Source organism: Paenibacillus sp. F411 (assembly GCF_017582705.1).
Lineage (GTDB): Bacteria > Bacillota > Bacilli > Paenibacillales > Paenibacillaceae > Paenibacillus_AQ > Paenibacillus_AQ algicola.
Genome location: NZ_JAGFIP010000002.1, coordinates 43,564 through 64,887, shown reverse-complemented (window position 1 = coordinate 64,887; position 21,324 = coordinate 43,564). Strand labels below are relative to the sequence as shown.

General features: G+C 51.2%; 19 protein-coding genes. 1 reads left to right on the top strand and 18 read right to left on the bottom strand.

What is annotated here, in order from left to right; translation table 11 throughout:
- Together JJQ72_RS02720 and JJQ72_RS02715 are read right to left on the bottom strand one after the other, a co-directional pair.
- The gene (locus JJQ72_RS02720) at positions 1 to 2,055 is read right to left on the bottom strand and encodes a BglG family transcription antiterminator (protein WP_208202682.1); all 2,055 of its coding nucleotides are present in this window, start codon (positions 2,053 to 2,055) and stop codon (positions 1 to 3) included.
- Positions 2,056 to 2,114: 59 nt separating this feature from the next.
- Entirely contained in the window at positions 2,115 to 3,569 is a 1,455-nt protein-coding gene (locus JJQ72_RS02715; protein WP_138225871.1) for a PTS mannitol transporter subunit IIBC, read from the bottom strand.
- A 668-nt stretch (positions 3,570 to 4,237) separates the two neighbouring features.
- Here JJQ72_RS02715 and JJQ72_RS02710 point away from each other — a divergent pair.
- Complete coding sequence (locus JJQ72_RS02710) at positions 4,238 to 4,549, top strand: hypothetical protein (RefSeq protein ID WP_138225872.1); 312 nt, start codon at positions 4,238 to 4,240, stop codon at positions 4,547 to 4,549.
- Positions 4,550 to 4,605: 56 nt separating this feature from the next.
- Here the strand turns inward: JJQ72_RS02710 and JJQ72_RS20815 are convergent, their stop codons facing one another.
- The 16 genes from JJQ72_RS20815 to cntA form a co-directional block, all read right to left on the bottom strand.
- Positions 4,606 to 4,971 (bottom strand): S8 family serine peptidase, encoded by a 366-nt coding sequence (locus JJQ72_RS20815; protein ID WP_481856818.1) that lies wholly within the window; start codon positions 4,969 to 4,971, stop codon positions 4,606 to 4,608.
- Between the two features lie 21 nt (positions 4,972 to 4,992).
- Entirely contained in the window at positions 4,993 to 6,792 is a 1,800-nt protein-coding gene (locus JJQ72_RS02700; RefSeq protein WP_347880716.1) for a M28 family peptidase, read from the bottom strand.
- A 233-nt stretch (positions 6,793 to 7,025) separates the two neighbouring features.
- Positions 7,026 to 7,514, bottom strand: a complete 489-nt coding sequence (locus tag JJQ72_RS02695; RefSeq protein ID WP_208202680.1) for a cupin domain-containing protein — start codon at positions 7,512 to 7,514, stop codon at positions 7,026 to 7,028.
- Positions 7,515 to 7,620: 106 nt separating this feature from the next.
- A complete protein-coding gene (locus JJQ72_RS02690) occupies positions 7,621 to 8,355 on the bottom strand; it encodes a class I SAM-dependent methyltransferase (protein WP_208202679.1) in 735 nt (244 codons plus the stop codon).
- Between the two features lie 172 nt (positions 8,356 to 8,527).
- Positions 8,528 to 10,054 carry a malate:quinone oxidoreductase gene (locus JJQ72_RS02685; protein WP_208202860.1) on the bottom strand — a complete coding sequence of 509 codons (1,527 nt, stop codon included), beginning with the start codon at positions 10,052 to 10,054 and terminating at the stop codon, positions 8,528 to 8,530.
- 338 nt (positions 10,055 to 10,392) lie between these two features.
- On the bottom strand, positions 10,393 to 11,547 hold the full coding sequence (locus JJQ72_RS02680) for an AI-2E family transporter (protein WP_208202678.1): 1,155 nt from the start codon (positions 11,545 to 11,547) through the stop codon (positions 10,393 to 10,395).
- A gap of 225 nt (positions 11,548 to 11,772) precedes the next feature.
- On the bottom strand, positions 11,773 to 12,186 hold the full coding sequence (locus JJQ72_RS02675) for a winged helix-turn-helix transcriptional regulator (protein ID WP_138225876.1): 414 nt from the start codon (positions 12,184 to 12,186) through the stop codon (positions 11,773 to 11,775).
- A gap of 86 nt (positions 12,187 to 12,272) precedes the next feature.
- Positions 12,273 to 12,836, bottom strand: a complete 564-nt coding sequence (gene hxlB / locus JJQ72_RS02670; RefSeq protein ID WP_243895834.1) for a 6-phospho-3-hexuloisomerase — start codon at positions 12,834 to 12,836, stop codon at positions 12,273 to 12,275.
- Between the two features lie 7 nt (positions 12,837 to 12,843).
- Entirely contained in the window at positions 12,844 to 13,476 is a 633-nt protein-coding gene (gene hxlA / locus JJQ72_RS02665; protein ID WP_208202677.1) for a 3-hexulose-6-phosphate synthase, read from the bottom strand.
- A gap of 270 nt (positions 13,477 to 13,746) precedes the next feature.
- Positions 13,747 to 14,880 (bottom strand): NAD(P)/FAD-dependent oxidoreductase, encoded by a 1,134-nt coding sequence (locus JJQ72_RS02660; RefSeq protein WP_208202676.1) that lies wholly within the window; start codon positions 14,878 to 14,880, stop codon positions 13,747 to 13,749.
- Positions 14,881 to 14,989: 109 nt separating this feature from the next.
- Positions 14,990 to 16,186, bottom strand: coding sequence for a staphylopine family metallophore export MFS transporter CntE (cntE, locus tag JJQ72_RS02655; RefSeq protein WP_208202675.1), 1,197 nt, complete (start codon positions 16,184 to 16,186; stop codon positions 14,990 to 14,992).
- A 71-nt stretch (positions 16,187 to 16,257) separates the two neighbouring features.
- The gene (locus JJQ72_RS02650) at positions 16,258 to 17,001 is read right to left on the bottom strand and encodes an ABC transporter ATP-binding protein (RefSeq protein ID WP_208202674.1); all 744 of its coding nucleotides are present in this window, start codon (positions 16,999 to 17,001) and stop codon (positions 16,258 to 16,260) included.
- Positions 16,976 to 17,815, bottom strand: coding sequence for a staphylopine uptake ABC transporter ATP-binding protein CntF (gene cntF, locus JJQ72_RS02645; RefSeq protein ID WP_208202673.1), 840 nt, complete (start codon positions 17,813 to 17,815; stop codon positions 16,976 to 16,978). The genes JJQ72_RS02650 and cntF overlap by 26 nt, the downstream gene beginning before the upstream one ends.
- On the bottom strand, positions 17,812 to 18,711 hold the full coding sequence (gene opp1C, locus JJQ72_RS02640) for a nickel/cobalt ABC transporter permease (protein WP_175415414.1): 900 nt from the start codon (positions 18,709 to 18,711) through the stop codon (positions 17,812 to 17,814). The genes cntF and opp1C overlap by 4 nt, the downstream gene beginning before the upstream one ends.
- A 10-nt stretch (positions 18,712 to 18,721) precedes the next feature.
- The gene (gene opp1B, locus JJQ72_RS02635) at positions 18,722 to 19,654 is read right to left on the bottom strand and encodes a nickel/cobalt ABC transporter permease (RefSeq protein WP_208202672.1); all 933 of its coding nucleotides are present in this window, start codon (positions 19,652 to 19,654) and stop codon (positions 18,722 to 18,724) included.
- A 23-nt stretch (positions 19,655 to 19,677) separates the two neighbouring features.
- Positions 19,678 to 21,300 (bottom strand): staphylopine-dependent metal ABC transporter substrate-binding lipoprotein, encoded by a 1,623-nt coding sequence (cntA, locus tag JJQ72_RS02630; protein ID WP_481856813.1) that lies wholly within the window; start codon positions 21,298 to 21,300, stop codon positions 19,678 to 19,680.
- Between the last annotated feature and the right edge of the window lie 24 nt (positions 21,301 to 21,324).

Here is a 21,324-nt window from a genome sequence, read left to right as displayed (position 1 = left end):
TCATTTATTTTTGAAAAAGCTCAGCAGCTCCGTGGACAGAAACAGCTTGATTTCCTGCTCACTTCCTTGCTCCATTAAAGTGACAAGCTCCGGCCGGAGCAGCATGGCACTAATCTCGCTCAGCACCTCCAGCGCTTCCTTCGGCAGCTCCTTCGGTGCCAGCATTAGCAGTATCACACGCATATGGTGTCCGTCCCCCATCGGTAAAGGCGCTTGGAAACGGAATAGAGCTACAACAGGCTCCTGGATATGATGACTGCGCGTATGAAAGAGGGCCAGAGAGCTGTCCGGGATGAGCAGACTGCCCTGCCGCTCCCGCTCCAGCAGTAAATCGGTGACGGCAGCGGGATCCTCCAGCAGCTGCGCTTCCCACAGCTTGGCACAAGCGGAGATCAATACCTCTCGCAGCTCATGGCTCTGTGAATCCAGACTGTAGCTGTGAAATCGCTCCAACAGCAGCACCATTTCCTGCAGCGTATGCTGCAAGGAAATCATTTCATCCATGGGCTGTACCGTAAAGATCTGCTCTTTTCTATTACCCGGGCTCGTACCCGCAATATTCATCTGGTGAAGCGTCGTGGTTCTGATATACTCCATCAGCTGCTCCAGATTTTCCCGGCTCAGCAACGGACTTAAGCGAATATAGCGCTCTTTAGGAAGCGGCAGGTCTATTGTAGAAATGATTAGATCATATTCTTCCTCCGGAATTCGGGCCGCTTCATACCAGGAGCTGTTACGTATAATCTGGATTTGAGGAATTTCCTTCTCCAGCCTCGTGGCGAGCAGCTGAGTCGAGCCAATGCCGCTGCTGCATACAAGAATGGCCCGTACCTCCTGCTGGAGCTTTTGCAGACGCTCTAAGGATGCACCAAAATGCATCGTCAAAAATCCGATTTCCTCCTCCGGTACGTCCAAATCCCACTGCAGTCCTGCTACCGCCTCCTTCACGGTGAGAAACAGGTCTCCATAATCCTTGCGAATCGAGCCCAGCAGCGGATTACGGATGCTTGCACCTTCACGAATCCGTTTCAGCGCGGGATCAATATGCTGCAGTAATCCCTCGCGCAGCGATTTGTCGCCTTGCAGCGGATAGCCTGTCATCTGTGCGACCCTGTGAATGAGCTGATGAATTTGTTCCAGCAGATGCAGATCGGTATACATAAAATAAGGCGATGCCCCTTCTAGCTGCAGGGTGTGAAGCAAATATGCGATATGCTCTACCTCTGCCGAGCTGATGGGAAGGCCGGTGTCCGCGGCTAGCTGATCTGCCAGCGCCTGAGCCTGCGGCATATAAGCTGATGAGCCGGCTTTAGAAGCTGGTGACGCTTCAACCTCCTGACCCTGCTGAATCCTTTGCAGCGACACAGACAAGGACAATATCAGCTGGGTATAGGCCTGTTCACTCAGCTCGTTTACCCACCCGGAGCTGCTGGACCATAGAATATGCTCTGCATTCAGGACAAAGGGCTGTCCTGTCAGGGTCAGCAGATGCTGCTTCAGTGGAGGCTGCTGCTCTCTGCCCGCGATCCAGTCCGAAGGCTCAAGATGGTCCTTGGCGAGCTGACAAATGGCTTTGCGCTTGTCTTCCTCCTGGCCGCCGATCTCAACGCCATATCCCCGCCGGCGTACCAGCTCCAGCCGAAATTTGTGCAGCCATACCTCCAGCTCGTTCAAATCATGGGTGATGGTTTGCGGCGTTACCTTTAAGGTATGCGCCAGGGCGAATAGCTTGAGCGGCTCATTCGCCTGAAGCAAGAGCAGTAAAGTGACGAGCCTTCGCTCCTCAGCAGAGTAGTGAGCCGTCATGCTCTCAGTCAGAGCACTGGCAAGGCTGCTTCGCGCCTCCGGTGTTCCTTCCAGCTCAATGCCTTTGCCGGACTTTTTCTTTAATGTTATTTGAAAACGGGAAAGGAAAGGCTCCAGCCCTTCCATTTCCCGGTATATGGTGCGCACGCTCACACGAAGATCCAGCGCCAATGCAGATGCTGTGATTTCGCCGTCGTGCTCTAGCAGCAGCTGAATAATCTGTCGCTGCCTTGCTGTCAGTTTGTTCAACAACGATCGCCTCCAGTATGGCGGACCCTGCCGGTATGATACCGGCATGTACACATCCGTTACCCTTTAAGACGATCCACCAGCTTGTCATATTCAGGGCTTTTCAGGAAATTTTCGATGGAGATATGCTCCGCCGCAGGAATTTTTGATTTCGCCCGATCAGTCAACGTTTTTTGCGTAATGACGATATCTGCATCATCCGGGATTTCACTAATGGCTGAATTAACAACGGTCACATTGACGTCAGCCTGCTGCATTTTCTTACGAAGCACCGAAGCTCCCATGGCACTGGAACCCATACCGGCATCACAAGCGAATACAATCTTGCGCACTTCTTCGCGCTTCAAATGCTGGGCCGCCTCTTCTACGGACTCCGCAGCACCGGTTGCAGCCGCTGTGCTATCACTTACCCCTGCCTGCTTCATATCCTTCAGCTTGGCCGATGCTTCTTCAATATTGCCGTTTTCCTGCTTCTTGCTCGTCTTCAGGAAGAACACGGAGAGCAGGAACGAAACGACAGCCGCCACAACCACACCCGCGATCATCGCAGCATAGCCGCCTTTAGGTGTCACTAGCGCATAGGCGATGATGCTGCCTGGGGATGCAGGACCTGTAAGTCCGGCACCGAGCAGCTGGAATACGAACGTACCAGATACACCGCCCGCAATGACAGCCAGGATCAAACGTGGATTCATCAGGATATAAGGAAAGTAAATCTCATGAATGCCGCCCAGGAAATGAATCACAACCGCGCCTGGCGCCGATTGCTTCGCTGCACCTCGGCCAACGAGCATATACGCCAGCAGGACGCCGAGACCCGGACCCGGATTCGATTCCAGCATGTACAGGATCGACTGGCCGGCACGAACGGATTCCTCCACCGCGATTGGACTCAGTATACCATGATTGATGGCATTGTTCAGGAACAGCACCTTGGCCGGTTCAATAATAATATTCACCAGCGGCAGCAGATTCGCGTTCACCAGGAACTGAACACCGCCGGACAACAGGCTTGTCAGGGCTTGTACAGCCGGTCCAATTCCGGAGTAGGTGCCCAGCATAATCAGTCCGCCGATGATGCCGATCGAGAAGTTATTTACGAGCATCTCGAATCCTGCACGAATTTTGCCTTCAACAGCTTTGTCGAACTGCTTCAGAATCCATGCTGACAGCGGACCGACAAGCATTGCGCCGAGAAACATCGGAATACTGGAGCCGACAATGACCCCAATTGTAGCGATGGAGCCGATGACCGCGCCCCGCTTGCCGTGAATCATCTCCCCGCCTGTGTAACCAATTAACAAAGGCAGCAGGTACGTAATTGCAGGACCTACCAGCACCGCTAAATATTCATTAGGGATCCAGCCCGTCGGAATAAACAGCGCCGTAATCAATCCCCAGGCAATAAATGCACCGATATTCGGCATAATCATGCCGCTAAGTAAACGACCAAATTTTTGAACACCGACTCTCAACCCGCGCGGTTGATTTTCGTTTACTGTGGATGTTGCCATCTTGGAGCCTCCTCAATACAAATGAAATCAGGATAAGCTTACATACTACGTAATCTGTAAGCCCTTTGCATTTATGTTAAATCAAAAGTGACCTCTCTCACAATGAAATGAAAACACACTTTCGTCATGAATATTGTTGACAACTTTTAGCGTAACTAATGAGACAATTTTGTCCATGAATAGAGGGAGCAGCACAGCATGATTGACGAGCCTGTGACCATGAAAAAAAAGGGCTATCCCAACACTGACCGCTACCGCATCGTTCACCAGTACTACGACTCTAACCGGTAGTATAACCTTCACTTCCAGCATGTTAAAGATCATAATCAAATCGGAACATCGAAAACAGTAGGAAATAGCGGAACAAAACCAGTTAGAGGTTGCAAAACATTGATTGGATATCCGAGATACGAAGAAAAGACTGGCGACCTGTGGGAAGATGATCCATGGTTTGATGATTATATTGGCGACTACGAAGCAGAAAGACTTCATACCATTTATTATGAAGCAAAATCGATGTAAGTTTGGCTTAACTGATGAATCCTTGGTCTAGGTATAAAATCCTGGACTAAGGATTCATTTTTTCATGTATAATCGAATTCTCATCACATCCGGTTATGAAATTCTTTTATAATATGTATATTGATATTAAGTAAGGAGGAATCTTCGTGAGATACCGTTTAATCGGTTTCCTCTGCATTGTTACCGGAATATGCTTGGTGGCAAGTCAGCTTTTACACGATCAAAGCGAGCAGGGATATGTCTATCCGCCCAGCGCTCAGGTAGACCCTTATCCTGCAGAAAATCAATCTTCGGATCGTCAAATGATTGCTGATGGGTGCTCGCCTCCCTATAAGACCGTCACGACTGAAGTGTCGGAGGCTGAGGCAAAAAAATTACGCGAAGAAGCTGGCTATTCATCCGAAGGCGTAAGTGGAGGAATCATTGTCGAGTCCAAAGAGACCGATTCTTGCTCTTGAACAAAACTGAGCGATCAGGTTCGAGCGTTCGCGCTTGAGCTATCTAACAAGCCGCCTCAATAGCCATTCTTATGGCACATTGTGGCGGCTTTAAACAGCTGTATTAATATGAGGAAAAGTGCATCCGGAATACCTGATCCATATTGCCTGGGACTTCCGAGCTTTTCAGCGTTCTTACTCAAGGCTGCTGAAATTTGTTTATTGGAGCAATGAGGATACTTCTGCTTAATTAGTGCTGCAAGCGCGGTTACATGAGGCGTTGCAAAGGGAGTGCCATTTTTAAGAACGATCTCATCATTAAGATCCAGCCTGTAAACATTAACGTCTGGTGCAACTAAATCAACTTCTTTTCCTGTGTTGCTAAATGGTTGACGAGCCTGTGACCATGAAAAAAAGCCTGCATCCCATTCACGGGAATACAGGCCGATTCTTACCCTAAAGGCTCATTGCGCATGATCATATTCAGTATAAACGGGCCGATCCGGACCAGGCTCTGCTAAAGACCACGCAGCACCGAGAAGCACCACCGCAGAAACGGTAAAAACCGGGATGACCCATTTCCAGGAAAAGGACAGCATACGGATCGCAGGCGCCATCATTGCTAAGACCGGAGCTATAATAATCATGCTAAAAAGATGAATGGACGGCGGGAGCATGAGAAATACGATATGCAGAATGGAAGTGAATAGCAGCAAGGGCAGAAGTGACGATCCGAAAATCACTAGCAGGGAGCCCTCTGCTGCAGAACGTCCGGACTCCTGAGTTCGTGCCGACAACCCCATCAGCAGCAGCAGACCGGCTAGCGGAACCGCAAACAAATAGCTTGCTCCCGTCAGCCATAGGGTTGACGCTGCGAGCAGGATCAGAACAACGACGGAACCCCCCAGCATCATTTCGAGCGAAGAGGATTTAGGCTGCAGCCATCGGGTACAGGCAATATGAATGGCTGCTGTAAGCAGCACGAACACGAGACTGTACAGAATGGAATCGTACACCGCTCCTGTAAATTGAGTCATGGAGCTTGCCCATAGCTTATGAACTGCCAGCCACACCAAATAGCATACTCCCGTAGACATCAGTCCTGAGAATAACGGAATGGCCGCTCCCCAACAGCTTCCACGCCAGTGAGCCCGCTTGCTTCGCAGAAGCCAGACGGCAAGTCCCAGCCACATTAGAAACAGGAATACAAGGATACTGATTGCAAGGCTTGAAGGATAATGAAATAGCATGCCGAACAGATTGAAATAGATCTGATTGTCCTGATTCTCAAGTGAAGAGAGGTCCAGATTGCCGAAATGCCGGGCGATGGACAGCACATTCTCGCCGTGGTGCTGCAAGGTATGTAGTGAAACCTGATCTATATTGTCCAGTGGGGTGTGGTAAGCCTCCCACCCTTCTCCAAAGGCAAAATTGATGCCGGGATGACCGTACTCCAGCGCGACGGTAAGGTCGGTGTCGTTCGGCATTTTTTTGTACAAATCGACGAGCACGGAATTTCCAACCGGCTTGGAAGCCGCCTTGGCATACTCTTCAATCAATCCGCGATTTCCCTCGCTGGTCTGAAACATAAAGCTGGCCCCTCTGGAGCCGCGGGCTTCAAAATTTGCAATCAGTCCAAAATCCTCTTCCTCATGCTCCTTGAAGAAGCCCTTCGCCCCAGCAAGCCCAATCTCCTCGCCGTCAGTCAGCACAATCCAGATGTCATTGCGTGGAGCAGGTCCTTGCTGCAGGACTCTCGCCGTTTCCAGCAAGGCTCCGACACTTACTGAAGCGTCATTGGCACCAGGCGCGGTAGGGACGGAGTCATAATGAGTCATGAGCAGCAGGGGCTTGCCGTTCTCCGTTCCGGGAATCAAGCCCCGCAGGTTCGTGAGCTCCATCTCGGCATTGATTCGCCGGGTTACAACACGGGAGGTAAAGGTGTGCTGCTCCGGATTCAGTCCCAGCAGCTCCATTTGTTCTACCAGATAATTGCGCACCTTCAGGTTCTCCTCAGAACCGCTCGGGTGAGGCTCTTGGGCGATCTGCTGAATATGACTCATCGCCCGTTCAGCTGAGAACTGATCCAGTGGAGCACTGGCCGGTTTAGGGGCTGTCGGGGACTCTGCCCACAGCACGGTGGTGATGATTAGAACCGTGGTAAGAAGAAACACAATCGGTGTCCATGGCCTATAAGGGGACGTCGTTACAGCGGCTGCAGAGCGCTTGCCGAGAGCTTCGTTTTGAACTTTGACAGTCTTCACGGTCATCATCTCCTCGTTTTTTATTTAAAAGCCATAGATGTCATTTCTAGTTTGTTTATTACAAATTTAGCATTTGATGATGAGGTTATTATACCAAACATATCAAACCATAAATACCATATATTATTATTTTACAGAAGACTTAAGTAATATTTTCTTTGCATATACTCACAGCAAACAGGCAGCCCATCTTGGGCTGCCTGTTTATACTGATGCAATTAACAACGGAGTGATTACCCTTGTTCCGCCGCAATAGCATCGGCGCGGGTCACATGCACGGTGCCGTACGGATGCTCGGGTGGAGCATAAATTACGTACAGCTTGAGCGGCATAGGGCCAGTATTGGTAATATTGTGCCAGGTTCCGGCCGGTACGATAATGGCATAATCATCACATGCCATCACTTCAAAGTCCAGCTGGTTTGCAGAGGGTCCCATCTGAACCAGACCCTGCCCTTCTTCGATCCGCAGGAATTGATCTGTGGAGGGATGCACCTCCAGACCAATATCTTCTCCGGGAAGAATGCTCATTAGCGTGACCTGAAAATGGTCTCCCGTCCACAGTGCCGTGCGATACGTCTGATTGCGCTTGGAGGCCTCATCGATGTTGATGACCAGCGGTCTTTTGCCATAATCGACGAGCTTAAGCTGGCCGTGACAGGAACAAGTATCTTGATATGCATGCGGATGGCCGGGATGATACGGATGAAAACCAGGATACATGACGCACTCTCCTCACTCTTAAGGTCATGAAAAAGCCGTTAATGTATCCTATGCATATGCCCAGCCTATAGACTCATGGATTTACAACAATCGGAAATGAGATCACTTAACCCTTCTGTGTGGACAATGGCTTTTGAGCGGCAAAAAAGACTGTATTTGCATGAAATTCGGTCGGCTCCTCATATTTCTCCTCTTGGATGGAGACCTCCTTCTCTTCGTCCTCGAGAATACGCCATCCGTGGTAAACCTCTGCCAACAGTGCTTGAGCCTCCGATTCGCTCATATTGAGCTCAATTTGGGCGGCTTCCTCTTCACCCGTAGACAATTGCTTTTCCCGAACCTCTGTATTCATAGATAAGCAGTGAATGCCTCCTGGCTTGGTCGCCTCCTGGAGCCTTGCAATCACATCCCGCAATGCGGTCTTAGAGGATACATGCTCTAGACAGCCGCAGGCCACAATATAGTGGTACGATTCGGCTTCATATTGTCCATCCTCCACATCGGCCTGCATGGCTTGAATAAAAGGCTGTACATCGTATTTGACTGCGTTGTCCTGCAGCTTGCTGACCGCTTCATCCAGCAGGTCTGTACCGATGACCCGGCCATGTCCGGATTCCTTCAATCGCTGTGCCATCGGGATTGCATTGCGTCCAGGACCGCTCCCCAGATCCAGCACGACCGGATCTTGATGCTCCTGAAGCACCTGCTCCAGCAGCTCCATAACGATCGGGACAGGCTCAGACATCCAACTGCCCGGCTCAAGAATATCCTTGCTTTCATACAGCTTGGCATGGTATTTCTCTTCGGATTCCCGGGCTTGTTCAAATTCTGCAGATGACATCCGTATTTCCTCCTTCAACAGATCATAGTCTTGATTCTTTAAACGTTACATACCCTCGCATGTATAAGCTGTAACAAAGGCCATCCGGATATCCCAACAAATAAAAAAAAAGAACCGCTTCAATAGATCACAGGATCTATTGAAGCGGTCATGCATGACTTAATGGCAGCAGCTACAGATTAATAATAGATGGCGCTTTATGATTGACCGTGGAATCAGCCTGAGCAAGACCCAGTGTCATAGCTGTTGAAGCATGAATTTCGTGGAACAGCTCCGGGTTATCGGTCAGCGACATGCCATAGGAAGGCACCATCTCACGGATCTTCGGCTCCCACTTCTGCATATGCTGCGGGAAGCATTTCTGCAGCACCTCCAGCATGACGTGCACCGCCGTGGAAGCGCCTGGCGATGCGCCGAGAAGTGCGGCCACCGAGCCGTCGGAGGCGCTGACGACTTCTGTACCGAACTGCAGGGTGCCTCTGCCTGTTGGGGTATCCTTAATAACCTGAACGCGTTGTCCGGCAACGACCATTTCCCAGTCTTCACTCTTTGCGTTCGGAATGAATTCCCGAAGCTCCTCCATGCGCTTCTCGTTAGAGAGCAGGACCTGCTGAATGAGATACTTCGTCAGGGCCATTTCCTTCGCGCCAGCAGCAAGCATGGTCAGGAGGTTGTTCGGCTTCACAGAGCCGATCAGATCGAAATAAGATCCGGTCTTCAGGAATTTAGGGGTAAAGCCGGCAAACGGTCCAAACAGCAATGATTTCTTATTATCAATGTAGCGGGAATCCAGGTGAGGCACGGACATCGGAGGCGCACCTACCTTAGCCTTGCCATACACCTTGGCGTGATGCTGCTCCACAACCTCCGGATTGTTACATACCATGAACAAGCCGCTTACCGGGAAGCCGCCAATTTGCTTCGATTCCGGGATGCCAGTCTTCTGCAGCAGTGGAAGGCTCCCCCCGCCTCCGCCGATAAAGACGAACTTGGCCGAGTGCTGCTCTACCTGGCCGGTGTTCAGATTCTGCACCTTCAGGTCCCAGCCGCCGCTTTGGTTGCGCTTTAAATTCTTGACAGCATGCTTGTAATAGGTCTTCACGCCCTGCTGGTTCAAATGCTGAAACAGCAGGCGAGTTAATGCCCCAAAGTTCACATCCGTTCCCGAGTCAATCTTCGTCGCAGCAATCTTCTCCCCGGACTTTCGGCCTTCCATAATCAGCGGAATCCATTGCTTCAGCTGCTCCGGATCCTCTGAATACTCCATTCCTTGGAATAACGGATTGGTCGATAAAGCTTCAAAGCGCTTTCTCAAAAACTCAACGTTCTTGTCCCCCTGCACCATGCTCATATGGGGAATTGGCATAATGAAATCCTGCGGATTCTGAATCAAGCGATTCTTCACGAGAAAAGACCAGAACTGCCGGGATAGCTGAAACTGCTCGTTAATCTTGATCGCTTTGCTGATGTCAATGGATCCATCGGGCTTCTCCGACGTGTAGTTCAGCTCGCATAATGCAGCGTGGCCGGTACCCGCATTATTCCACTCATTAGAGCTCTCTTCCCCTGAGCTGCCCAGCTTCTCGAACACTTTAATCTCCCACTCCGGAGATAACTGCTTCAATATGGCGCCCAAGGTTGCGCTCATTACGCCGGCACCAATCAAGATCACGTCTGTTTTTTTCTGTACGCTCATGATTACCTTCCTTATCCATGTATTCGCAGTAAAAGGCTGTCTCCCTGTTCCCATGTACAGATCAAATCAAGCTAAGAGAGTGCAGCTTTCCTGTGTAAAATTAACTCCGCTTCTCGTTCTACTCATATTAATTCATGGCATGAAATATGAACTCTTCCTTCCTATTATAAACCATTTAAAGACGTTAAAAAAGATAGATATGACAATCTAAAGACAATATACGGACATTTGGGCCCTGCACCTGCTGTCCGTACCGTTTTATAGAGCATGATTCCGCTAGAATTTCGTAGCAAAAAAAGCCCCTCTCCTTAGCGAAATAACGCCAGGATCAGGGGCTATTCTTACTTCAAACGAGGGTCTACGGGCGGCTCATACCAGCCTGAGGAGGATTTAAACCATTCAAACAGATGAGTCACACATACTTTAAGCACTGCGTATCCCGGTACGGCCAGCAGTACGCCCACTACGCCGAACAGGTTGCCTGACGTAAGAATGACAAATATAATCGTGATCGGATGAATCTTTAACGTTTTTCCCATAATCTGCGGAGAAATGAACTTGCCTTCAATCAGCTGCACAATGGTCCACACCGCAATCATCTTGAGCAGCATAACGGGGGAAGTCACGATGGCTACAACCAACGCGGGCGTGATGGCAATGGCCGGCCCGAGATAAGGAACTACGCTGGTGAATGAAGCAATGATCGCCAGAATCAATGCGTAATCCAGGCCAATGATCATGTAGCCGATGTACAGCAGAATGCCAATGCAGAAGCTGACAATAATCTGTCCGCGAATAAATGAGCTGATCTGGCGGTTGATGTCCTGCAGGACATGCAGAATGCCGGAGCGGCTGTTCGTAGGCAGAAAGGACAGAATCTTGACCGGCAGCTTTTTGCCATCCTTCAGCATGTAGTACAGGATAAATGGCACCGTAATAATCGACAATACCGTTTCCGTGAATGCGCCCAGGAAGCCCCCCAGTCGGGTCCAGGTATTCTTGAAGAGCTCTGTCGTTTTCTCTGTGACGGTGCCCCACCATTCCTCGGAATTGACATTTAAGGCACCCTGAAGCTGTCCGAACAGCTCACTTCCTGTTAGATCCTCAAACTGCTGCCGAACGGTTTCACTATAAGCCGGAAAATTGTTAATCAAGCCCATAATCTGATTGCGCAGCACGGGAATGACCGCCAGCACCACAACAGTCAGAATCCCGGCGATGGCCAGAAACAGAATCAGGATCGACCAGACACGCTTGATCTTCCACTCCTCCATCACATTGACGAGCGGATTGAGCAAATAATACAAAATACCGGACAACACAATCGGCAAAATAATCGTCTTGATTAATACGTTCAGCGGATACAAAATAAACGTGATCTTGCTTAGAATAAATATGTTAAGGCTGGCCAGCAGCAAGATGAACAGCAGAAGTACAAATTTATTGTTCAGAAAAAATCGTTTAAATCGATCCGGCCAAATGCGGGGCTGCTCCATATACGTCCTCCCTCATCTCATCATACCTATAGCAGGCCATGCTACTCAGCGAGCTTTGCTCCTTTAACTATAATGTTTCACAAGCCGTCATGTCCAGTTTGCGAAAGATCAAAATGTGCAGGCTCCGCCATAGACAACCTCATTAGATCTATATGCGGCCTGTACTAGATTTATAGCCGAAACACAAAAAGACCCGGGAATCCCGGGTCTCGCCTGATATTAAGGTTATGAAGAAAGGGATGAACCTGCACGCTTGCCGGATTTCATCTCCAGCGAGTTGACCTCGCCTTTCCAAACCACCGTCTCGCCATATTGCTTGCCCCAATCATACATCAGATTGAGTATCGGCATCAGGCTTTGACCGTAAGGAGTCAGCGAGTACTCGACCCGCGGCGGAACCTCGGGATAGACTACACGCTGCACAAGCTGGTCTTCCTCCAGCTCCCGAAGCTGATTGGTCAGCATTTTTTGCGTAATATTCGGGATGAGGCGGTCCAGCTCGCCAAAGCGCTTTACGCCTTCGAGTCCCAGATGCCACAATATAATCAGCTTCCACTTGCCGCCAATAACGGCAAGCGTCAGCTCTTTATGACAGTTAATTTCCTTCAGATTGATTCGGTCTTTGACTTCATGGGCCATATAACGCCCTCCCTTCCTCATCAAGTATACCTTGAAAGGCAGGTAAATCTCAAAACAGGGCGTGCGCACCATACTGCAAGCGACGGCTACTCCAGATTGGCATGCTGAACAAACATGTTTTCCGAAGACAGCTCCTGCATCGACATCAGCTTTAGAATCATACCATCCAGTACAACAAGCAGCGTCTGCTCAAAGAGGGAGGCCATCGGCTGCCGGGTTGTCCCTGTAACACCAACCTGATCCTTTGTGGCTCCGGGAAGCTTCAGGACAGCATCCGCCAGCTTTCCGATGGTAGAGCCAGGCTGAATCGTGATGAGTGCCAGCGAGGCGTCAAGGCTCTTCGCCTTGTTCGCCATGGCACATAGGCTTTGCGTTTCCCCGGAGCCTGAGCCGATCAACAGCAGATCCTCTGGACCAATGGCTGGTGTCACCGTCTCACCGACTACGTAGGCCTGGCACCCCATTTGCATCAGCCGCATGGCAAAAGCTTTCATCATCAAACCGGAGCGCCCGCCGCCGGCGACGAAGACGCTTCTGGCTTGCATAATACGCTCTGCCAGCTTCTCTGCTTCCTCTGTGTTGATCTCTTTCACAGCAGTGCTGATTTCGCCGCTAATTGCTAAAGCTTGGGCAAAAGAATTACTCATCATCTTGATATCAGCCCTGCTTGATCAGATCGTTCATGCGAGAAGCGGCTGCCTGAATGTCTGCTTCACCCGTAATGCCGCCGCCAACGATGACCAGATCCGGCTGAGCCTGAATGACCTCGGGCAGCGTATCCAGCTTGATGCCGCCGGCAATTGCAGTCTTCGCATGTTTTACGACTCGCTTGATGGCGTTCAGCTCCTCGAAGGAGTTTTTGCCCTCAGCCTGATGGTCGTAGCCGGAATGCACACAAATATAATCTACGCCCATAGCATCAATCTCTGCGGCCCGCTCTTCCATGTTCTTGACATTGATCATATCCACCATAACCTGTCTGCCCTGCTTGGCAGCTTCCGCAACCGCGCCTTTGATCGTGGAATCGTCAGATACGCCCAGAATTGTAATAATGTCTGCCCCTGCCTCTGAAGCCTTCATCACTTCATAGCCTCCGGCATCCATCACTTTAAGGTCAGCGAGTACACGCAGCTGAGGAAAGGCTTCCTTCATGGCTTTGACGGCGTGCAGTCCTTCATTGATCACGATCGGTGTGCCGATCTCAACAATGTCAATATAGTCGGCGACCTGTGCCACCAGCTTCTTCGCTTCCGGAATATCGACCAAATCTAGTGCGAGCTGTAGTTCCATATGTTTACTCTCTCCTTGTCGGTTCATTTCAGTTTCTCAAACAAGGATATTGTAGGTCCAGAGCTGTCCTTTATGGAAGTACGTACTTTAAAGTCAGATACTTACGTCAAGGTTAGAATTGCGGCGCAGCAAGGATTGGAGACGGATGTAATCCTTCATTGTTTTGCCAAGCCGCTATAAGATAAAAAAACCTTCCAGCGGATCAAGACGTTCTGAACCGTTCCGGAAGGCTTCTTTAACATGCGTAAATACGAGATACCATACAGCCCTTCATTCTGCTTCTGAAATTGCATGAGTGAGATCATAAGGGGAAAGATCCAGCTCCGGCTCTTCACCAAGAGCTAACCGGGCCAGCTGCCGTCCGAGAAACGGACCCACTGTGAGGCCTGAGGCACCCAGTCCATTCGCGGCTAGCAGCCCCTTCCAGCCTGGCATGCGGCCGATCACGGGAAGAAACCCAGGTGTAAAGGGTCGAAAGCCAACACGAACCTCCTGCAGCGTGCTGCCCACCAAAGCAGGTGCCAGCTCGAGACCCTTGTTCAGTATTTCCTGCATGCCTCCGGCGGTCACAGCGGTATCGTGCAGTGATGCGTCATTCTCGTGCGTCGCACCCATGACGATCCTTTGCTCGTCAAAAGCCAGAAGGTATTGATCCGTGGGCGGTATAACTACCGGCCAGGTCCCGGTTTCGGCTATGGAGTTCACCTTCAGATGCATAATTTGCGCCTTCTGATGTGAGATTTGAAAAGGGATACCCAGCGGCTGCAGCAGTTCATCCGCCCAAGCCCCTGCACACACAAGCACTTCATCGGCGGAATACGATGCCTCGCCCACACGGGCGCCGGTAACCCGGGCTTCGTGAACCTCAAGCACCGCTTCCCCATGCAGTAGCTTCGCCCCATGATTTCTGGCTGCGCGCAGCAGCGCATCGCGCAGGGCACGGCCATCTACACGTGCCGCGCCGCTAATGTGCACAGATCTGTAGCCTTCCTTCAGGAGAGGAAACATAGAACGGGTCTCGGCCTCTGAGAGGGAGCGGATCTGTCCGATCTCTGGTGCCTCGCCCTTGCGGAGAGCCGCACGCTCTTGCATAAGTCGAATTTTGGCTTCGTCCTCATGGATGCTGATGGCTCCAACCTGAGCATACCCGGTGTCACTTTCCCCTTCCTGCTCCAGAGCCTGCACCAAGTCAGGATAAAATGCTGCTCCAGCCTTTGCAAGCTGATACCAGGCCTTATTTCGGCGCTGGGAAAGCCAGGGACAGATTATGCCCGCAGCCGCAGCCGTAGCCTGTCCAGGATCAGCCCGGTCGATGATCAGCACCTCAGCACCCTGGCTTGCAAGATGATAGGCGGCCGAAGCGCCAAGAATGCCGGCGCCGATTACAATTGCTTTTTGTGTCATAGATGTGTACCTTTCTTGAAAGCTTGACTCATCTTCTCAAGGTACGACATCTCCCGTTAAAACACAAGCTTCCTGCCTCTGATCAAGGCATTGCCAGCTTCCTTCAGCTCTATACAGGCTGCTGTGGATTCCGTTCCCGATGTGGAGCACCGAAGGCAAACAAGATCAAGCTGCCGCCAAGAACGGCACAAACACCATACATAACCCCATAAGAAAACAGGTCTGCAAGCGGCCCCATCAAGACGCTTCCCATAGAAACACCCAAATCAGCGGATGCAATGAACCATCCGATGAGTACGTTGCGCTGCTCCGCCGGCAGGACAAAGGTCAGGTAGGTGGTGAGCGAAGGGTAGATCATGGCCTGGGACACTCCCATCAGTAAAGCCCCCGCATAAAAGACTGCCGCGCCCAGGCTGGAGGCAGCCCCCGTGCATACGGCTGCTAAGGTCAGCAGCAGCAAGACCCATGCTACATAAGAAGCATGCCAGCGCCCATCGGAAGGAATCTTCTTCCGAAGTGTGAAGCGGGAGGCGACGACGACCGCGGCTTGCAGCATCAGATACAGCCAGGCTTCGCCATGCTTCACCTCTTGGGCATAAAGGGGAATGAATGTCGTGACCGCACCAAAAATCATGGATGCTACCAGCATGATAATGCTGCACCTCAAAAGGTCCCGATTCAGAAATACCTGTTTAAAGGATGCGCCGATCGAGGTTTTTTTCGCAGAAGACTGTTCTTTGTCTTCAACCGGCTCCTCCTTGATGACCACCGTAAAGCCCACCCAGCCCGTGAAGACTGCGATCCCAATCATCACGAAGGCAAATCCGCTCATACTGCCCGTCTGCCAGAGTCCCAGCGCCAGCAGCGGACCCAATATTCCAGGAATATAAGAGCATAAGGAATACATGGAAATGCCCTGCCCCCGGTCTTTCTCAGGCAGAGCATCCATAATGGCAATCTGGAGAGCCATGGAGAAAAAAGCGGTCACGGCGCCTTGCAGCATTCTTGCGACAAAGTAACCTTCAAGGCCCGATATCGTGTAGAGAATAAGGGCGGCGCCGTTTATTATCAGAATGCTCCGCAAAATGGTCACCGGCCCGTATTTTTGAATCAAGCGCCCCGCCCAGGGACGAAACAGCATTGTAGTGAACAAATAAGCTCCCATTATTATTCCGATGGCCGTATTACTGGCGCCCAGTGCGTTTCCCTGCAGTGGAATCATCACATTCAGCACGGCATTGGCACTAAAATACAGCAGGGTCAGTAAATAGAGGCGCATAAAGGGCCAAGCGAGTGCACCCGTCAAAGTGCTTCACTCCTTTCTACAGCTATAATGCAAGCTAGCTGGATTCAATGCTGATGCTGATACAGATCTTCCTAATACATACTCATGCTCAGCAAGGTTCGAGTATAGTCACTCTGAGCGTGCTGCAGCTCGGATACGTGGAGGTTCTCCTCAATTCGGCCCTGGCGGAACACAAGGATACGGTCGCAGAGGAACGCTGCGGCCTGTATATCATGCGTGATGAAGATGTATGCGGTATTCAGCTGCTTGTGCAAGCCTTTTAACAGCTCCAGAACCTGCAGCTGCACAGATCCATCGAGCGAGCTAACCGCCTCATCCATGACAATCAGCTTCGGCTGCGTGGAAATCGCTCGGGCAATGCATACCCTTTGAGCTTCGCCTCCGGACAGCTCATGCGGTGCCTTGTTTAGATAAGCCGGACTTAAACCGACCTGAAACAAGAGCTCCTTCATCCGGCGCTCCCGGTCCTCTTCCTTCCTGCTCTGCAGTCCGAAAGGCTCCAGCAGCGCTTCCCGCACCGTGAAATAAGGATTCATGGAGGAGGTATAGTTCTGAAAAACCGCGCTCATATTGCCTCGTCTTACTTTGGCTTGAGAAACAGGCTGTCCTTCAAATAGCACCTTGCCGCTGTCCGGCTGATCCAGTCCCAGGATCAACCGTCCCAGGGTCGATTTACCGCTGCCGCTCTCTCCGATAATGCCCAGGCATTCTCCAGGAAGACAATGGAAGGAAACGTCATGCAGTACCTTTTGAGGCTTGCCGGTTAACCACCCGCTTGCTTTGAAGCTCTTATGTATGGACTGGACTTCCAGCACGGTCTTCACCCCCAAGCGCTTGTTGAAATGCCTGTGACAGCTTCTGTTTCGTCGAGATCAGGTACCGGGTATATTCGTGCCCGGCATGGTCAAATAGCTCTGAAGTCTTTCCGGCCTCCACAATGTGCCCCTTCTTCATGACGAGCATATCGTCGGCCAGCTTCTGGACCATGCCCAGATCGTGGGACACCAGAATCATGGAGCATCCCAGCTCCTGCTGAAGCAGCGACAGCTGCTCCATGACTTCAAACCGCGAGATCGTGTCCAGCGCCGTTGTCGGCTCATCTGCCACAATTAATTCCGGCTTCAGCACAAGCCCAAGGGCAATCATCATCCGCTGCAGCATGCCACCGGACAGCTGATGGGGATATTTCTGAAGCGTATCCTCCGGCTGATTCAGCATGACCTTGCGCATCGCGTCACTCATCTGCTTAAAAGCCTCCTGCTTCCCCCATCCAAAATGCTGCTTCAGCACATCCTTCACATGATGTCCCACGGCTCTCGACGGATCGAAGGCGCTCATCCCTTGCTGCAGAATCATGTACATATGACGTCCCCGCATGCTCCTCATCTGGGAACGGGACTGCTTATTCAGATCAAGACCCTTGAACATCATCGTTCCCGAATGAGCTAAGCTTGAGGGATTCAGCTTCATAATCGATTTGCAGGTCAAGGATTTGCCGCTGCCGCTTTCACCGACGATGGCAAGACAGCTGCCTTCCCTCACGGAAAAAGAACTGCCATGAACGAGCATCTGCTCGCTGTGCCGATCCCAGATCTGGAGCTTGTCGACGGTCAGTATATCCTGGCTCATCCAGCCACCTCTCCTTTCGCGAGACGCTGATTTCCAGTCGCCGTACTGGCTTCCGGTACCGCTCCATTCGTACTGAGCTGGGGATTTAATGCCTTCTGCAGTGCATCTGCAAGGAATTGTACAGAAGATACCGTAATGATAATGGCCAGGGCAGGAGCGATCACAAATTCCGGCTTCGTAAACAGAACATCCCGAACCTCATTCAGCATCATTCCCCACTCGGCATGAGGGGCCTGAATCCCAAGGCCGAGAAAAGAGAAGCCGGAGATCTGCAGGATCATGGAGCCAAAGGAGCCGCTTGCAGCAACAGCGAAATCCGGTAGGGTCACCGGAATGATATGCTTGGTCATAATCTTGGATGTGGGCACTCCTATAACCTTGGCAAACTTCACATACTCTGATTCGGTGTATTGCAGCACGGAAGCGCGCACAACTCGCGCGAACCAGGCCCATTTTAACAGGATAAAGGCAAGCAGAATGTTTTCCATCCCCACGCCCAGCATGCCGACAATAGCTAAAGTCATTACCGTGCCGGGAAAAGAAAGCACAACATCACAGGCGCCCATAATAACGGCCTCTGTTTTACCCCTCAGAATACCGGACACCAGACCGAGCAGGGCGCCGAAGAGAGCAGAAAGAAGCAAAGTCCCAAACACCCAGATCACACTGGGGCGAATGCCATAAATGAGCCGTGACAGAATACATCGTCCAAGATGGTCGTTCCCGAGCCAATGCTCCATCGAGCTGCCGGCATACCGGAGGCTCATATTCACTTCATACGGATCATGGGGGGCAAAGAAAGGCGCAAAGGCCCCGGCTGTCATAATCAGGGTAATTACACCCAGTGACAGAGCCGCAAGAGGATCACTCAGCAGGCGCTTCAGCCTTAACCTCATATTCATGCAGCTACATCCCCTCTCTGGATTTCGGATTGAGCACAGCATTAATCGTGTCGGAGAACGTATTAAAGATGACAAAAGCCGCAGCCAGCACGAGCACAAAGGCTTGAATAACCGGGAAATCTCGGCCAAGGATGGCCCGAACGCTCAAGCTGCCTAGACCCGGCCATGCAAAAATATTTTCGACCACCACCGTGCTGCCGAGAATAATCGGCACCGCCATACAAAATACCGATACCGCCACCTGTAGTGAATTTCTTAATACGCTCAAGATAATTTTGGATTCCGGAAGCCCACATGCTCTGCCGTAAAGCACGTAATTTTGGTTCAGATTGTTAAGCATTGAGGTCCGAATGACGCGGAAATAAAGTCCGGCATAGGTCGTTGTAATGATGATGACAGGAAGCACATAGCTTTGGATGGAATCCATTCCGCTTGTGGGGAGCAGATCCAGTCGAATCGAGAACAACCAGATCAGCAGCGCAGCGAGTGCATAAGCCGGCATCGCAGTCAGAAAGAAAGAGACTGACCGCACCGAATGATCCACCCATGAGCCCGCTTTAAGCGCACAGATTACGCCAAGCACAATGGACAGCGTCACAATCGCCACCATGGACACGAGCGTGAGCTTAAGTGTGTTCCACAGCGCCGGACTAAGCATTGACCATACGGTTTGCCCAGTGACATAGGAATCGCCGAAATCAAGCTTCAGACAGGACAGCAGCCAATCTCCGAAGCGAAGCAGAAAGGGGCGGTCAAGCCCCAGCCTCTGCTCTGTTTCGATAATCAGCTCTTCTGTAATAACCGGTACCCCTTGTGCCTGCAGGACGACCTGCGCCGGCTTCATCGGTGATAAATGGATCAGAATAAAGGTTAGAAACGAAATAATCACAAGCAGCGGAATCGACAGAATCCATCTGCGGCTAACATAACGAAGCACAGCAATCCTCCTTTAGCCGTTCATTATTTGAAGCTCATCCGCTCAAATGGCAGCTCGAACTGCGTCTGCTTGAATGCAAGTCCGGTTAAGTCGCTTGGGGCAAGAACCGTTACACTTCCGTGTGTCAGAGGGATAAACACCGCTTCTTCATGAACCATGTTCAAAATGTCGGCATATAGCGCTTTCGCTTCGGATTCCTCTTGCGCGGCCCGAGCCTGTTCGATCTTGGAGTACAGGACATCTGCGTCCTTCATTCCTTTAGTCGTGTGCAGGTACGAAGATTCCAGAGCAAATGCGGCGATCGTGCTCTGCGGGTCGTAAGCAAGTCCCCAGGTTTGATTGAACAACAGGTCATATTCGCCCGTTCCGCGGCGGTTGGCAATGGAAGAGGATTCTTCGCCCACTAGCTCCAGCTGCATACCGATTTCCTTCAACGTGCTTTGGATATATTCCGCCTGGATCTTCTGCGTACTGGAGTTAATGTCAAAATTAACGCTCATCGCAAGCGGCTTACCGTTCTTCGTACGTACCGCCTCACCTTCCTTCATCACCCATCCGGCTGATTCCAGCAAGGACTTGGATGTTTCCAGGTCAAATTCCCGTTTCTTGAGCGGCAGGTCGGCTGCGTACACATTCGCAGAGAAGAGCGCTTCTGCCGGCCCTTCAGCGCCATTCATAATCTGACTGCTGATCGTTTCGCGATCAATGGCATGCCAGATGGCTTCCCGTACCGCCAGCTCACTAACCGGACTGTCTGTCTTGCCGCTGTTCGCTGCGATCATCTTCGTATTCATGGGCTCGCTGCGCTCCAGCTGATATTTTCCTGAGGCAACCAGAGCCTCCATAGCTTCTTCATCCAGGCTGTCAGCACCCCGGTCATCGGTAAACACAAAGTTCACTTCACCCTTTTGCAGGGCCAGGAAGGTGGTTTCGCCGGCTGGAAGCACCTTGGAGGTGATTTTCTTGACGGCCGGTGCGCCGTTCCAGTACTGCTCGTTGGCTTCAAACACGGCATATTGATCAACCTTATGCTCGGCAAGCTTGTAAGGGCCCGTCCCGTGGTAGCTCTGTACGCCATCCTTGGTCTCGCCATTGATAAAGCTTTTTGGAGAGATGAATACAAACGGCCGGGTCATCGCCAGCTCATTCAAAGCCGGCTGATAGGCTTCCGTGAGCACGAGCTCGACAGTAAACTCATCAATGACATTGCAGCTTTCAATCCGGGTTGTCAGTCCGATCCAGGAATGCTTGGCCGCATTGCTCAAGACAGCCTCGAGGTTCTGCTTCACCGCTTCTGCATTAAACGGCTCTCCATCATGGAAGGCTACGTCCTCTCTCAGCTTGAACGTGTACACCTTGCCATCCTCGGACAGCTCCCACGATGCAGCGAGCAGCGGAGCGATTCCTTCTTTAGTGGTCTCTATCAAAGATTCGTATACAATGCCCTGTGCCGGCATGGAGCCTGCATAAAGATGGGGATTCATATCGACAATATCCTTTGCCGTTGCATATACAATCTCTTTACTCTCTTTGTTCTCTGGATTTGCTGCCTGCTTCTCGGCTTGCTCTGAAGAATTGCAGGCGGATAGCAGCACCATAGCTGCCAGGGTTAGCATCGTTATCCAAAATGATCTTCTTTCTCTCACAGTAAATCCTCCTTGTTGTATATC